Genomic DNA, 14,921 nt, shown 5'->3' with positions numbered 1-14,921 from the left:
TCGGATGGCCGCCCCGCCGCTCCTACAGGGGTGAGCAGTTACGAGTTAAGAGGCTTTTGGATTGCTTGTTTTTTTCGGTTTGTCACAAATGACAGCATAGGATTGCCTAATCCTGACGCGACTGGTAGTGCTGTGCGGGGTTAGGGTATTTAGGTTGGAGGCATTCTTATGCTACCTTTGCCGCGATTTTATCTTGCGTCGAAATCAACGTTGGCAGGGATGTTTCAGTGCCGGAATACCACTATCAGGCCCTCGGGGGCGATGGACAGTCATTTGCCGGCGTCATTGTTGCATCCAGCATCCAGCAGGCCCGCACGGAGCTCGAGAAGGCGAGTGTCTTTTTAATCAAGATCAAGCCCGCGCGCAAGATGTCCCTGCGGCGCAAGCAGGTGACCGAAGCCGATCTGAAAGACCTGGCCGAGGAACTGGTCGCGTTGCTGCGGGCGGGAATCCGGCTTACCGCCGCGCTTACCATTCTCTGTGAGGAAGACCAGGGAAACGAGCTGAACCGTCACCTGCGAGAAGTCGCTGCTAACGTTGAAAAAGGTTCTTCCCTGCACGAGGCCTGTGCAAGGTATCCCGAGATCTTCTCTACTGATTTCTTGCGGGCGGTGAAATCGGGAGAGCGGCAGTCCAACCTGGTCGATGCCCTCAACGCCTATAGGGAGTTGGTCGCCAAGCGTCTCCAGGTCAGGAGATCTATCCGGCAGGCCCTTGCATATCCGGTTTTCCTGCTGAGCACCGTGGCTGTCGCCATCCTGGTGCTGTTCGTTTTTGTGGTACCGAAGTTCGAGCAGATGCTGGCGGGGTTCAATTCAGAGCTGCCGGGGCTGACGCGGGCCGTGATCGCGATTTCCGAGAGCTTGCCGTTGCTTATCGCGGCTTTGGCGGTTGGCTTTATTGCCTCTGCCGTTGCCCTGAAGAACCTGGACGGCTCCGGACGTGTGAAAAGTGCGCTCGCGAGATTGTCGCTGGCCATTCCCGTCTACGGCGGCATCCGCCGTTATTCCGACCTGATCAGCTTTTACGGGATGCTGGAGTCGTCCATCCGTTCCGGTATGCCGGTTGCGGTGACCTTGCGGGAGGTGTCGGCTTCTTTCCAGGGGACTCATATCGGATCCTCGCTGCAAACCATCTGCACCGAGGTGAACAACGGTGCGGGGTTGGGCGAGGCTATGGCCTCCACGGGCTTTTTTATCGGGCGGGATCTGAAGTTGGTGGAAATTGGGGAAAAATCGGGCAACCTGGCCGGTGTTTTCGAGGGGCTTTCCATTCATTACAACGAAAAGCTGGACAATATTATCGCCCGGTTCACGTCCCTGATCGAGCCCCTGATCATGCTGGTGATTGGGCTGCTTGTCGGTACCGTAGTGATCGCCATGTATATGCCAATCTTTATGATGGCGGAGGTAATCTGAAGTGACCGAGCCGCTGTCCCTGGAAGACATCGACGTGGCGCTTGTGGAAGGGGCCGCGGACACACGCTGGTGGGTAGACCGGAAATGCCTGCCGCTGAAGAAAAGCGACAGCCGACGATACGTGGCCGGCTACGCCGATTACGATCCCTTTGTCCACCAGGAAGCCGAGGACAGGCTGGGGGATCGTGTATTCTTCCGTCACTGTTCTGAAGAGAGCTTTGCGTCCGTGCTCGAGCACCTGAAGCGTGCCGGGACACAGCTCAGGACCGCCACCACTGACGCGGCCCTCAAGCTGGTGGTGGAGAACTCCGAAGGCGAGGTGCTACAGGACATCGACGCCATTGGCGGGCTTGACGATGCACCGGTGGTCAAGCTGCTCAATACACTGATCGTGACATCGCTGGCGCGGGAGGTTTCCGATATCCATATCGAAACCTACGAGGCGGGTATCGAGGTAAAGTACCGTATCCACGGCCAGCTCTATCCCGCCACGGATCCCCTCGAGGCGAGTATTGGTCCCCGGCTGGTTTCGCGCATCAAGGTGATTTCCGACCTGAATATCTCCGAGCGACGCGTGCCTCAGGATGGCCGTTTCAAACTGGTGTACCAGGGGCGCAAGATCGATTTCCGTGTTTCCATCATTCCCGCCGCTTACGGCGAGAATGCGGTGATCCGCGTGCTGGACAACAGGAAGTCACTCCAGTCCCTCGATCGCCATGGTCTGGAGGATATTGGCCTGGAGGGTGAGTCCCTGCGCATGATCCGCAAGGCTGTGCATGCTCCCTACGGCATGATCCTGGTTTCCGGGCCAACCGGCAGTGGCAAGAGCACCACCCTGCATGCGGCGATCAGTGAGATCAACAGCGGCCACGACAAGATCGTCACCATCGAGGACCCGGTGGAATACCAGATTCCGGGCGTCATGCAGATTCCCGTCAATGAGGACAAGGGGTTGACGTTTTCCGTGGGCCTGCGCTCGTTACTGCGGCACGACCCCGACAAGATCCTGGTGGGTGAAATCCGTGATCAGGAGACGGCCAGGATAGCGCTCCAGCTTGCCCTGACCGGGCACCTGGTCATGAGTACGGTGCATGCGAACGACGCCCGGGATGTGCTCTTCCGGCTCGAGAATATCGGCCTGGACAGAAACGCTCTGTTTACGGCGGTAAAGTGTATCGTCTCCCAGCGGCTGATCCGCCTGTTGTGCGAACACTGCAAGGTTCGGGAAGCCGGTGAGGCCGCGGAGCAGGCCGAATATATAGCGGCGGGCTGCGCTCAGTGTGCGGATACGGGGTATTCCGGGCGAACCATTATCTGTGAGGTTATCGAGGTCACCGACGAGCTGCGCGCGCAACTGAGCGGGAGCCCCAACAGCCGGGAGGTGCTTGCAGCCAGTATCAGCCCGGACAATAACCTCAGGGCCTCCGCGGTCCGGCTGCTCCGCGCCGGCTTGACCTCCAGGAGTGAAATCGACCGTGTTACGTTATCTTAAGCGGAAGCTGCTCGAGTCCTACCAGCGGCGGAATGGCAGGGCGTCGATATTTCTCGCGGACGGGCGTGTTGAGCTGTGGCTCTCGCGCTGGGTCGATGAGGCTTGGACGACAGCCTGTTTTACGCGGGAAATGGAGCCGGGCTTGCACAGTGCGGTGTCCAGCACGCAGGGCTTTTTCCAGCGCGCGTTGGCGGAGCAGGGGATGACGACCCCCTACCTCTCTCTGTACCTTCCGGATTACCTGGTGGATTATCGCCACTGGGGCATCAGCGATGCATTTGCCGGGCGCAAGCGTCACGAGTACGGATTGTGGAAGGCCGGCCAGACCTTCCCCGGGGCGGGTGGGGACTGGGCGGCACACCTGTTTACAAGCGAACACCATATCCAATATTTTCGCCACCACGTCAGCATTTCCGGTCTGGTGCGGCAACTGGAAGAGCGGGCGTTGGTTGCCGGGGTACACCCGATGCTGCATGCGTTTGCGCTGGCAACGGGGTCCGCGACACCGGCCAGCTTGATGTGCCTCGGGCTCGGGCACTGGTGGTCCCATATTGCAGTGGTGGGGGGGCAGCTGCTATTCCAGCGGTCTCACGCCGAACCCGCGGGGAGGGAGGCGGCCGCCGATGGAGGCGCGCCCGGGCACTTGGTGGAGTTCGCTGGGTTGGTCAGGCACTTCGAGAAAACCCTCGCGGAAGGTATACGGCCGGCGATTACAGTCAGCGAGGCGCTTGTCGGCGAGGTGTCGGGGCTGCTCGACCAGTCCTGTATCGCGGCTCCGGTAAAGGAAGAAACAGTGTACAAAAAATTACACGGTGTCCCGTGATGGAGACAGCGACCGCCAACCTGGTCGGCAGGGACTGGCCGTTGCGCGCGACCCTCACCACCCTTGGGCTGGGTGGCCTGTTGCTGCTGGGACTGGTTTCCCTGCTGTGGATGCTGCTGGGGAGTTCCGGTCTGCAGCAGGAGACTGCCCGGATTCGCGCACTGACAAGCCGCTACGCCATTGCGTCGCAACGTATCGAAGAAAAACTGGCGCTCAACCAGCCGGCGGCGGAAATCAAGCAAAAGGTCGCCGCCCTGAAGCGGGTGGTACCCGCGGGCATGCGTCTTGAATCGGTGCTGGAAAGCCTGGAGGCCAGCCACGCCGAAGGTCTGAAACTGCGCTCCCTGTCGTTCGACAGGGAAAAGGGGCTTGTGCGGGTAAAGGTGACTTCCCGCCAGCCGGAACAATTGTTTGCCTGGATCGAATCGCTGGCGACTCCAGGAGAGGCTGGCGGCGGCTGGGATGTCACCCTGGAATCCAGCGAAGTCGATGACCAGGGTAGCAAGGTGTACTTGGTGCATGTTAAAGAAAAATAATAGCTTGCGCATATTTCTGAGTTTTTCCCCGATCCGCTGGCTTTTGCTTGGCAACTTGGCCGTATTGTTTTTGGCGTTGTCGGTTGGTTTTTTTTATTACCTGCCGTCAAGGGATCGCCATGCGGAGGTGCAAGCGGAATACCGGCATGTCCACGGGCGCTACAGCCGACTGCAGGGGGATGCGCAGTTTCTCGAGCAGGTCGCGCAACGCAGGGAATATATAGACCGGGTGTACGAAAAAATCGCTCTGCCTTACCAGAGCTCATCGGTTGTCGAGCAGATCGGAGCACTGGTGAGCAGTGCCGGACTCACCATGCGCCGGGAAAAATACGGTGATGTCGAGCGCTCGGATACCGGTACCTGGCGGGTGACAGGCCGCCTTGGCCTGGTTGGTGGGTATCTTCCGTTCGCAACTTTCGTCAACTCCCTGGATACTATCGGGTATATGGCTCTGGTCGAGTCAGTAGAGCTCAAAGCTGAGGAAGACGAGGCGCTGTCCATTTCCATCGAACTAAGTCTGTACGGCGAATCGCAATGAAAAAAACTTCTGCTGCCTTGGTCTGTGTGGCGCTACTGGTGGCTAATCTGGTCAAATACTGGCCCGAGGGCGTCGGGCAGGCCTCCCCGGTAACCGGTTCCGTCGCCGGGGAATCGCCGGTGGGGGAAGTGGTCGGCTTCGGCCGGAGCTACCGGATCGGTGCGGTAGACCTGTTTGCAATTGGTCCGGGGGTCGATGGAGAAAGCGGATTGGATCAAGCGCAGTCGGAATCCGCGGGCCGCGAGACGGGGCCGGACACGGCTGGCGATCGCGGTGCCGGGCAGCCGGCGGCCGATCCGGGGGAAACGCTGCGGCGGCCGGCTCGGAAGACGGGATTCGAACTCCTGTCGGTGGCGGAAATTGCCGGGGTCAAGAAAGGTTTGGTGAAGTATGGGGGAAAACACTACTTTATCTCGTCGGGCGACGTGATCGACGGCAAGTATGTAGTGCAGAGAATTGATGACAAGAAAATTTATCTCAAAAGCGTTGCCGGTAGTGGTTCCCAGTGATTCGTAAGTTGATTTTGGTTGGCATACTGGCCGGCTGTGCTTCCGGGCCGAACGTGCGGGAACAATATCTGGAGGGAATTACATCCCCCCGCGAGCGCGTGCTGGTGGGCCGCGAGCAGCTGCAGCGGGACCCGGGCAATGTGCGGCTGGCAATGGTTGTGCGGGAGGCGGAGCTGAATGCCATCCAGTACTACTCCGCCCTGGGTGACGAGGCACTGCATCAGGGACGCTATGCGGCGGCGATCGATATTTACCGGGAAGGCCTGGTCGTGGATTCCCAAAATAAGCATTTGCAGGACAGGCTGATGCGTGCCGAGTCCGCCCGGAACTACGCCGGGGAGATCCTCTCAGTCCGACAGAGTCTGGACGCGCGGAATTACACTGCCGCCGGGGAGTCGCTGGAGAAAGCCAGGGCACTCTCTCCAAATGGGGATGAAGTGCAGTACTTTGAAACGGTGATCCGCGATGCCACTGCCCGGGAGAGAAACCGCGACCTGAAAATCGACCTGGATTTCGACAAGATCGACTTTCCAGCGGCGGCGCGGTTTATCGGCGATGCTTTCGGTGTGACAGTTATCGTGGACAGTTCGGTCAAGGACACGCCAGTCAGCCTGCAGGTTGAGCAGGTGGGATTCGAACAGGCGTTCCTGACGCTGCTGTCGATGACAAAGAACGCCTTCAAGGTGATCGACGAGTCGACGATACTGGTGTTCTCCGACTCCTCCGATCGGCGAAAGCAATATAACAACCTGCACCTGCGCACTTACCACCTGAACAATATCCCCGCCAAGGATATGGTGTCGATCATCAAGGGCGCGCTCGAGCTGAACAAAGTCACCGTCAACCAGACGGCAAACAGCCTGTTGGTACGGGATTCGGCGGAAAAGCTCGATATCGTGGACCTGTTGATCTCCCAGCACGACAGTCCCCGTGGCGAGGTGGTGCTGGAGGTTGAGATCCTGGAGATCAACCTGAGCAACGCCGAGCGCCTGGGGGTGGACTACGGCAGCTATTCCCTTGGATTACCCATCGAACCGACCGGCGTGACCGGGAGTATCCTGGATGGATTGGCCGATAACGCGCTACTGAATGTGCCCTCCGTGGCGATGCGTTTCTTCAAGCAGGATGTCGACGCGACCACGCTGGCAAACCCGCGGGTGCGGGTAATGGACAGGGAAAAGGCCAAGATCCATATCGGTGACCGGGTGCCCCTGCGCGCAGCGCAGATTCAGGATGCCACCGGGCAGACCCGGACCACTTTTGAGTACCAGGAGATTGGGATTCGCCTGCAGGTGGAGCCCAGGTTGCATGTCGACGACTACGTGACCATCAACCTGGCCCTGGAGGTCAGTTCGCTGGGGGAAAACCTGGGCACGGCCAATGAGCCCGCCTACCGGATCGGTACCCGCAATGCAGAGACGGTAATGCATGTGCGCAGTGGCGAGACCGCGATCCTGGGCGGCCTGATTCGCGAAGAGGAGCGGGGCACCTTCTCCCGGATCGAGGGGTTGAGCAGGATTCCGGGAATGAGCGCGCTGTTCGAGTCCAGTGACGACAGTGACGCAAGGACAGACGTGTTGCTGACGATCACCCCAAGAGTGGTGCGCAGTGCTCCGGTCAAGCACGCCAGCCGCATTGCCATCGGTACCGAGAACCGGATCAGTCTCGGCGGCTCCACCGAGTTGAGTCGGCTGAAGCTCAGCAGACCCGAACCGCCGGTGATGGTGGATGGTGGTGAAAGCGGTTTGGAGGTGGTGTTTGACGGCGAAATGGCCGCAAAGGCCGAGGGGGCGGGCAGTGAGCGCGAGCTGCTCGCGGGCGATACACAGCCCGTTGAGCCCGCAGACACGCCGGCGAGGATATCCATCCGGCCGGAAAATAACGAATACAGCCTCGGCGTGAACGAGGACCTCTCCATCCCCATCGTTGCCGGTGTCGATGAGGGCAAGGCAGACCTGAGCTTCAACCTGGTGTTCAACCCCGCGATCCTGGACTACGTCGGGTTCGAATCGCCGGGCAATGACGCCAGCGTGGATTTCAATGGCAGCAACACCCTCACGGTGCGAACGGGAGAAGTTGCCGATCTCCAGGCGCTGGAGGTGTTGTTCAAGGGCAAGCGCAGTGGCCGCAGTTTCGTGCTGGTCCGGTCCGCCGCCGTGGCCACGCCTGAAAACCTGGAGGCGGAAATCGAGACTGGCGGTACCCGGGTAACCGTCAGCGAGTAAGTGCGCATGTGCAAAGGTAGAGGCAGTGCAGGGAATCGGAATCGTCGGGTACATCCGGCGCTGCGTACAATGTCTGCCGTCACTGGGCTGACCCTGGTGGAAATGCTGGTGTGCCTGACGATTGTCTCGATTCTTGCCGCCGTTGCGCTGCCGGTGGTGGACGTGGGTATCCGGCGTTCGAAGGAAGTGGAATTGAAGAAGAGCCTGATCCTGGTTCGCGAGGCCATAGACCGCTTCAACGACGACTGTCGTGCCGGGGTGTTCTCGCCGGCGCAGTCTGGTGTCAGTCGGGACTGTTTCCCGGAAACACTGGAGACGCTGACAGAGGGGGTGGATGCCGCCGGCGGCGCCGACAAGGTTTTGCGCTACCTGCGCCGCATCCCGCCGGACCCTTTCGCCGAGGAGGGACGTGACCCGGCCGAGCACTGGGAGATCCGCGGCTACCAGGACGATTTTGACAGCGGGATCTGGTCCGGTGACGATGTTTTCGATATCCGAGTCAAACATGACCTGAAGGCACTGGATGGCAGTCGTTACCGGGATTGGTGACGGAGGTGGTGCAACTGCCCACCCTTGTAGGAGCCTGCTTGCAGGCGAACAAAAACAGAACTCCGTAGCCATTTACCGAGCACATCCCTGTGCTCGACCCTTCGGGCAGCTTCGCTGCGCCAAATCGCTCCAGGCGATTTGGTCGCCTGCAAGCAGGCTCCTACAAGGTGGTTCCGTTGAACCGGCGCGGGTTCTTTGTGGGTGAGTAGTTGCGGGACGGTAATTGGCGTGGGCGCGGGAGGCTGATGGATGTTGGCGATGAGAAAAAACACTCGCCCCGAGCGGGGCTTTACGTTTATCGAACTGGCTGTGGTGCTGCTCTGTGTCGCGCTGCTGGCCTCGCTCAGTGCGCCGCTGGTGACCACCTGGATTGCCCGGGCAAAAGAGTCCGCGCTGAAAGAGAACCTGTTCGTCCTGCGAGGGGCGCTGGATGCCTACTATGCGGACAAGGGGCAGTATCCCGCGAGCCTGACGGACCTGGTCAGTGAAAGGTATATACGCTTCGTTCCGGTGGAACCCATTTCCGGGCGCGCCGATGGCTGGATCGAGGAGTATTCAACGGAAAGTGATATCGATGGTGTAGTGGATGTCCACTCCGGATCCAACGATCCGGCCCTGGATGATTCCTGCTACTGCGATTGGTGACAAGCGGAGGAGTAATTGTGAAGTTCAAGCCACAGACTGGTTTTACCATGATGGAATTGTTGATCGTGCTCGTTATCGTAGGCCTGCTCGCGGCACTGGTGGGGCCCAGCCTGTACAAGCGCGTCAATCCAGCCAAGGCGTCGGTAGCCAAGGCGCAGATACAGAATTTTTCCGGGGCACTGGATGCGTATTTTGTCGATGTCGGTGATTTTCCGTCCGATGCCGAGGGCCTGGCCGCCCTGCGGGTAAAACCATCGGGGGCCGAGGGTTGGCAAGGGCCTTACCTCAAGAAGGAAGTGCCGCTGGACCCCTGGAGCCGGCCGTATGTCTACAAGTCGCCGGGCCGAAATGGTGGCTATGAGATCGTCTCCTATGGTAAGGACGGCGCCCAGGGCGGCGAGGGAGACAATGCCGACATCAACAGCTGGGAGTAAGCGGCAGGCGGGGTTCGCGTTGCCCGCAGTGCTTGCGCTGGTGGTGGCGGTGGGTATCGCCTCGGCGGTCGCGGTGGAGGACGTCACCGGCTCCATCCAGAGGCTGCGGGAGCGCGAACTCCTGTTTGTCGGCCAGCAATACCGCCGGGCAATCAGGAGCTATTACCTGGCCGCGCAGAATCGGCAATACCCGCAAAGTCTGGAAGACCTGCTGCGGGATCCGAGGTTTCACCGCACCCGGCATATTCGCAAGCTTTACCGGGATCCTGTCAGCGGCGGTCCCATGGAGATTATCCGGGGCCCGGGGGGGGCTATTGTCGGCGTGCGCAGCCCTTCCGGGGAGCGACCGTTTCGGCGGGCCAATTTTCGCTGGGAGGACCGCGCCTTTGTTGGGGCTGGCAGTTATGCGGAGTGGGAGTTTCGCTACGTGCCCGATAAATCCACTGCTTTTTGAAGCGTAACGAGTATGCCCCCTGTAATCACGTGTAATGCCCCTGTAATTGAGTGTAATTTCCTTGTAATCGTGTGTAATCTCCCTGTAATCGCGTGTAATTTCCTGTAGTTTTGGAACATTTTCCTAAACAATGGCGCAATTTCCTTGCCTGGCGGATTTCTTTTCTGTAGCTTTGCGCTCTGAAAAATTGATCGCTTGATTGCCTGGGGGCGGTCAGGGGATGGCTGCTGTTGGTGCTTATTGCGTGCCTTTCCTTTTGGCTGGATCCGTTTCGGGGGTCGTCCATTCGCCTCCGGCGTTACGTGCCCGAAATCCAAGCTGTCACGAAAATAAAGATATTTCCATGCCCGCAAGTTGATGCTGTTTGTCGCTAGCAGATGGACAGGGGATTGTGGGGTTGTGGGATTGTAAGGGTACGCTTCTCGATGAAATCTGGTCGGTTCTCCCTGTTTGTAGGCCCGGTAGTGCGCGCGCTTGCCACCGCGGTTGTTTCACTCGGATGTGCCGCTGCCAGCGCGGAGGAACTGGGCGGCAACCCGGCGGGCGCGGATTTTCCAACCCAGGAGGCGGTGGTTGATCGCCTGATTTCCGGCAAGCCACTGGGGCTGGATGAGGCACAGTGGGCAGCCATAAAGCAGCAATCCCGCGCCGCCGGGATCCCGCAAAGCACGGCCAGCCGGGAGTTTGTGCAAAGCCTGGAAAACCTGCTGACGACCCTGCAGGGGCTGGACGATTTTGACCAGTTGGCGCAGGCGGAAGATCGTCAATACCAGTTGCTCCAATCCCGGTTTAATGCGTTCGTTGCGCAACACTTGATCGTGGATGCGAGGTTTCGGGAAGCCATCGCCGACCCGGAGCTGCCACAGCAGAGCCGCGAGCGCGCGCAAACTACCTACGACGCCTATCGGGGGCAGGTGCAGCCGTTCGTCGGTCTGCTCGAAGAACTCTTCTCCTTCGACCCGGAAGAAGCCGGCTGGATTGACCATGCCGGCCATCTTTACGACCAGTTCCAGCTGACAGGGATGTTGGATGACCTGGAGGCACTCCAGGCTTCGCGGAGCTTTCCCGTGTTGCGGGATATGCTATTGCCCTACGAGCTGCAATCGTCCGCTTCCGTCGCCATCTCCTCATCACCCGATATAGTTCCGAGCTACCGGAACCCGGACAGCGCACAGGTGCCCGCCTCGGGTGACCTCTCCGCTTCGTTACAGGCGCCGCTCAGCGCCCCCATTCTCGCCAAGGCCCGGGACCTCGACTACGACCCGGTGGCGATTTTCAATTTCGTGAAATCGGCGGTGTCGCTGGAGTGGTATTACGGCTCGATGAAGGGGGCTGGGGAAACCCTGCGGCAGATGGCCGGCAACGACACCGACCAGGCCAGCCTGCTGGTTGCACTGCTGCGCGCAAGTTCCATCCCCACCCGATATGTCCGCGGGGTGGTCGAGATACCGGTTGAAACGGTCGAGGATTCCTTTGCAATCTCCGGTGCCGAGCGGGCGCTCGAGCTGGTGCGCACTGCCGGTTATCCGGCACAGGCGGTGATCCGCGGTGGGCAGCTGGACGCCATCGCAGTGGAATACACCTGGGTCGCCGCACTGGTGCCCTACGCCAATTACCGCGGTGCCGTGGTCGATACCAGTGGCCGCGTCTGGTTGCCGCTGTTCCCGGCGGCCGCCGAATTTGCCGCTGCCGTGGGTGAACCCCCCCTGGCCCGCGCGCAACTGGATCCGCGGCAGACCGTCGAGCGCTACCTGGCCGGATATGCCGAGGGCGCGGGTCCCGCCAGTGCGTTTGTCGCTGAATTGGAAACGAATCTCGCCGGCCAGGGCGTAACTCTTACAGATCTGCTGCCGGAATCCCGCCAGGTACGGGAAACCGCAAGTTACCTGCCGAACAGCGAGCCCTACACAGTACAGAAGGTCTTCCTGGAAGACGCGGAAATCCCCGCGGAGCTGCTGCACAGGGTGACTTTCCGCCTGTACGCCAATACCCGCAACACCAGCGCCGAGAGCCTGGTGGTGGAACTGCCGGTGTCGGCCTTGTCGAACCGGGACGTCACACTTTCCTATATGCCATCCACCGTCGATGAGCAAAACCTGGTGAACCGCTACGGCGGGCTGGGTTCCGTACCCGCCTACCTGGTATCGCTGCGCCCGCAAATCCAGGTCAATGGCATAACCCAGGCGGTTGCCGAGCAACCGGTTCCGATGGCCCAGGCGCACCGCGTCGAGCTGGAGATCTCCGGGCCGGGTTACAGCGATACAATGGCCAAAACGGTGATTGCCGGCAACTACCACGCAATCGGCGTGGCTGCGCAGGCCGCCATAACCGAGCCGGCAGCGGGCGCGGAAACGGACCGCACCGCCGCCAGCGTGTTGAGCCAGGTGGCGCGGCGCTATCTGGCCGCCTGGTTCCAGGGCGAACGCGACCTGTCCGGCGTGGCCGGGGTGCGGCTGGTGCGCCCGGTGCCGGATGTGGTTTTCTCCTCCAATGCGGTGGTCGTCGATGAGGTACTGGGAAGGCCTCATCAGTTGTCGTGGCAGGGCGTCAACCTGGATGCGGCTTACCGCAAGGTGGGTGTGGTACCCGTCTACGACGATGCCATGGCGGCGGCGGATTTCGTCAGCCTGTCCGCGCTGGACGGCTCTTACAAAGAGCACCGGGTTTACGAGCAGAATCTCGGCGTGGCCGCGGTGTCCGCCGACAAGGCCATTGCCGTTGCCCGCCAGTTGAACCAGTCCGTGCTGACGATTGCGCCGGAGCAGGCCGCCCAGGTGGAAACCCTGGGCCTCAGCCAGGCGGTAAAAGACGATATTCTCAACTGGCTGGCGCTGGGCTACCGGGTCACCGTGCCGGCTGAAGAAGTGCGGGTGGGCGAGTGGCTGGGGGCCGCCTGGCTGGTGGAAAACACCGCGACCGGTGCCGCCGGCTACTTCCTCTCCGGCGGTATCGCCGGGGGCGCCAATGCCAGCACCAGTTGGCCCAGCCTGTTGCGGGCGATTCTGCAATCCCCCTACCTGGGCGAAATCAGCCTCGATCCCAGTGCCGTCGCCATCCTCGATATCCTGCCCGATACCAACTACCAGGAAGGCACTGCCGGCGAGCCGCTGGAGCAACCCCTGTCCGTCATGGTGCGCGACCTCTACGGTCGCCGGGTGATCGGCGCGCCGGTTACCTTCACGGTCGAGGACCTGAGCCTCGGCAGTTTCGACGGTGAGCGTGAGATTACCGTGCAAACCTCGGAGCAGGGGGTGGCCGAGGCCGATCTCACCCTGCCGGAAACCACCTTCGTCAATCCCCGCTTCGTGCCCCGGGAGCAGGGGCATCGCTACCGCACCCAGGCCGGCATCGCGGTGGTGTCCGCGCGCGCGGACGTCAAGGACGCGGAGGGCAATGTCACCGGTTCGGTGCAGGCACGGCAGTTGTTCGAGGCGCTGGTATGGCCGGGCGATCCGGTGGAGTTCGTGGCGCCGGCGGATGGCGTCACCTTCAACACGGTCGCCAATGGGCGCCTGGCAAATGGTCTTAGTTTTCAGGTGCTGGACGACTACGGCAACCCGGTCTCCAATGAGGAGGTAACCGCGACGGTCACCTCCTCGCAGGCTTTTAATACCGATGACGTGGCGGCGCCGGGGTTGCTCCTGGCCGACGCGCAGGTGGTCTACAGCATCGACAACGGGTGCCTGATCGAGTACCTGGGGGTGCCGAAGCTGGGCGAATGCGGGGCCACGCAGAGTTCTTCCGCGGTGACCACCGGGGAAGGTATCGTGGAGTTTGCCATGTTTCTCGGAGAGGCGGACAGCGGCAATGAAGACTTCGGGTCCGCCCTGTACAGCTACGAGGTCAGCTGGTCGGGGCAGAGCGCGGCTTTTGCTTTTCGCTCGAACCCGAAAGATTACTGGCATGATCGTAGCTGGGCGATGGTGCTGGCCGGCGATACTTATGAGACGCCCCTAGTATCGAGTTATATGGATTTTTCCCCCGAGGATGACCTGTTCATCAAGGGAATGCGGGTCATCCACAAGCAGCGGGATGACGACAACAATGTCGTGTCCACGTCGGAACATGACGTCGAGTCCTATACCGACCGGGGCGGTAATGTATTTACCTACGTGGTTAGCGCAGCGGAAACACCCGGCACCAATGTGGCGGCCTTCGACTACCGGATAAAGGACGGAGAGCGCGCCGATGAGGAGCGAAACAGTTTTCGCAGCGCTGCCGTAGTCTTTGGCATCACGATCGATGAGATAGAGGCCTTCACAGGCGACCCCATCATGCTGGACGTGGATGGTCGCGTTTCCAGCCCGGTGCGGTTGGAAGTCGCGCACCACCCCGCCAGTTACGCCATCGACGACGCCGCGCTACTGCTCTACAAGGACGGCGAGCCGGTCTACGACCTGCCACTCACCCGCTCGGTGGACGACAACGGCTATACCACCCACAGCGGCGCAATGCTCAGCAACCTCGACTTCGATATCGAATCTGAGTACGAGGCCCAGGTGGTCTTCAACCGCGGGCTCGGCTGGAACTACAAGCGCGTGGACGGCAACAAGCAACCGATCACCTTCGACCAGAAGATTCTCGAAGACTTTTCCGCGCACGAAGAGCCGGACCCCGAGCCCCAGGTCGGCAAGATCGCTTCCGTTATTAACGCCAGCACACTGGTCGACCTGAGTAACAACTTCGTCTGCGAGTCGCCGCTGAAGTTCAAGCTGGGCCTGTCCCAGGATGCCGAGGCCTCCATCACCTTCACCGGTGAAAACGCCCCCATCGGTGCGGACGAATTCCTCGAACCCACCGACCTGGATGCCGGCTACCACGAATTCACTTACACAGACCGCAGCTTGCGGCCCGGCACCTACGACTTCGAGGTGCGGGTCGTTTCCAAGGCCACCAATCGCGAAGAGGTCTACCCGGGCCAGGCGATTATCTCCCGCGACTATCTCGACCAGCTGCCGGTCGGTCACGCCATGGTGGAAGGGGTCGACCTCTTCGATGGCAAGCTGAATCTCTCCGCAACGGATATCCAACTGCCATGGAGCGGGCCGGATTTCTCCCTGCGCCGCTCCTATAGCAGCCGCAATACAGACGACTCCAGCCTGGGGCTGGGCTGGAGCCACAACCTGGATTCCCATGTCGCCCAGCGCGGCTGCGGCGTGGTCACCGTGCACGGCGGCGATGGCGGCGGTATCTCCTTCTACCCGGACGGCGACGGCGGCTATGTGCCCGGGCGCGGTTATCACGGCACCCTGGTTTCCACTGTCGACGGCTGGGATTTCTACAGCAAGGACGGCACCC

The 14,921-nt window shown here is 60.7% G+C and carries 12 protein-coding genes; all 12 read left to right on the top strand.

Annotated elements, in window-relative coordinates; translation table 11 throughout:
• Nucleotides 1–227: 227 nt before the first annotated feature.
• Entirely contained in the window at nt 228–1,418 is a 1,191-nt protein-coding gene (locus tag ACRC0P_RS14635) for a type II secretion system F family protein (RefSeq protein ID WP_438632043.1), read from the top strand.
• A 1-nt stretch (nt 1,419) separates the two neighbouring features.
• Nucleotides 1,420–2,910, top strand: a complete 1,491-nt coding sequence (locus ACRC0P_RS14630; protein WP_438632042.1) for a GspE/PulE family protein — start codon at nt 1,420–1,422, stop codon at nt 2,908–2,910.
• Nucleotides 2,894–3,733, top strand: coding sequence for a hypothetical protein (locus ACRC0P_RS14625; RefSeq protein ID WP_438632041.1), 840 nt, complete (start codon nt 2,894–2,896; stop codon nt 3,731–3,733). Before ACRC0P_RS14630 ends, ACRC0P_RS14625 begins: the two co-directional genes overlap by 17 nt.
• On the top strand, nt 3,733–4,269 hold the full coding sequence (locus tag ACRC0P_RS14620) for a hypothetical protein (protein ID WP_438632040.1): 537 nt from the start codon (nt 3,733–3,735) through the stop codon (nt 4,267–4,269). Before ACRC0P_RS14625 ends, ACRC0P_RS14620 begins: the two co-directional genes overlap by 1 nt.
• Nucleotides 4,253–4,807, top strand: a complete 555-nt coding sequence (locus ACRC0P_RS14615) for a hypothetical protein (RefSeq protein WP_438632039.1) — start codon at nt 4,253–4,255, stop codon at nt 4,805–4,807. Before ACRC0P_RS14620 ends, ACRC0P_RS14615 begins: the two co-directional genes overlap by 17 nt.
• A complete protein-coding gene (locus ACRC0P_RS14610) occupies nt 4,804–5,316 on the top strand; it encodes a hypothetical protein (protein ID WP_438632038.1) in 513 nt (170 codons plus the stop codon). Before ACRC0P_RS14615 ends, ACRC0P_RS14610 begins: the two co-directional genes overlap by 4 nt.
• Entirely contained in the window at nt 5,313–7,541 is a 2,229-nt protein-coding gene (locus ACRC0P_RS14605; RefSeq protein WP_438632037.1) for a secretin N-terminal domain-containing protein, read from the top strand. Before ACRC0P_RS14610 ends, ACRC0P_RS14605 begins: the two co-directional genes overlap by 4 nt.
• 69 nt (nt 7,542–7,610) lie before the next feature.
• Nucleotides 7,611–8,090: a type II secretion system protein gene (locus ACRC0P_RS14600; protein ID WP_438632036.1), complete on the top strand. Its 480-nt coding sequence runs from the start codon at nt 7,611–7,613 to the stop codon at nt 8,088–8,090.
• Between the two features lie 258 nt (nt 8,091–8,348).
• The gene (locus ACRC0P_RS14595) at nt 8,349–8,735 is read left to right on the top strand and encodes a type II secretion system protein (protein ID WP_438632035.1); all 387 of its coding nucleotides are present in this window, start codon (nt 8,349–8,351) and stop codon (nt 8,733–8,735) included.
• A 17-nt stretch (nt 8,736–8,752) separates the two neighbouring features.
• The gene (gene gspG, locus ACRC0P_RS14590) at nt 8,753–9,169 is read left to right on the top strand and encodes a type II secretion system major pseudopilin GspG (RefSeq protein WP_438632034.1); all 417 of its coding nucleotides are present in this window, start codon (nt 8,753–8,755) and stop codon (nt 9,167–9,169) included.
• Nucleotides 9,170–9,188: 19 nt separating this feature from the next.
• Nucleotides 9,189–9,623, top strand: coding sequence for a hypothetical protein (locus ACRC0P_RS14585; RefSeq protein WP_438632033.1), 435 nt, complete (start codon nt 9,189–9,191; stop codon nt 9,621–9,623).
• A gap of 425 nt (nt 9,624–10,048) precedes the next feature.
• A partial coding sequence (locus tag ACRC0P_RS14580) for a DUF6531 domain-containing protein (RefSeq protein WP_438632032.1) occupies nt 10,049–14,921 on the top strand: 4,873 nt, incomplete at its 3' end.

This window comes from Microbulbifer sp., from assembly GCF_051659245.1.
Lineage (GTDB): Bacteria > Pseudomonadota > Gammaproteobacteria > Pseudomonadales > Cellvibrionaceae > Microbulbifer.
Note: the sequence above shows the minus strand (reverse complement) of the source record. Positions and strands in the feature narration are given on the sequence as shown.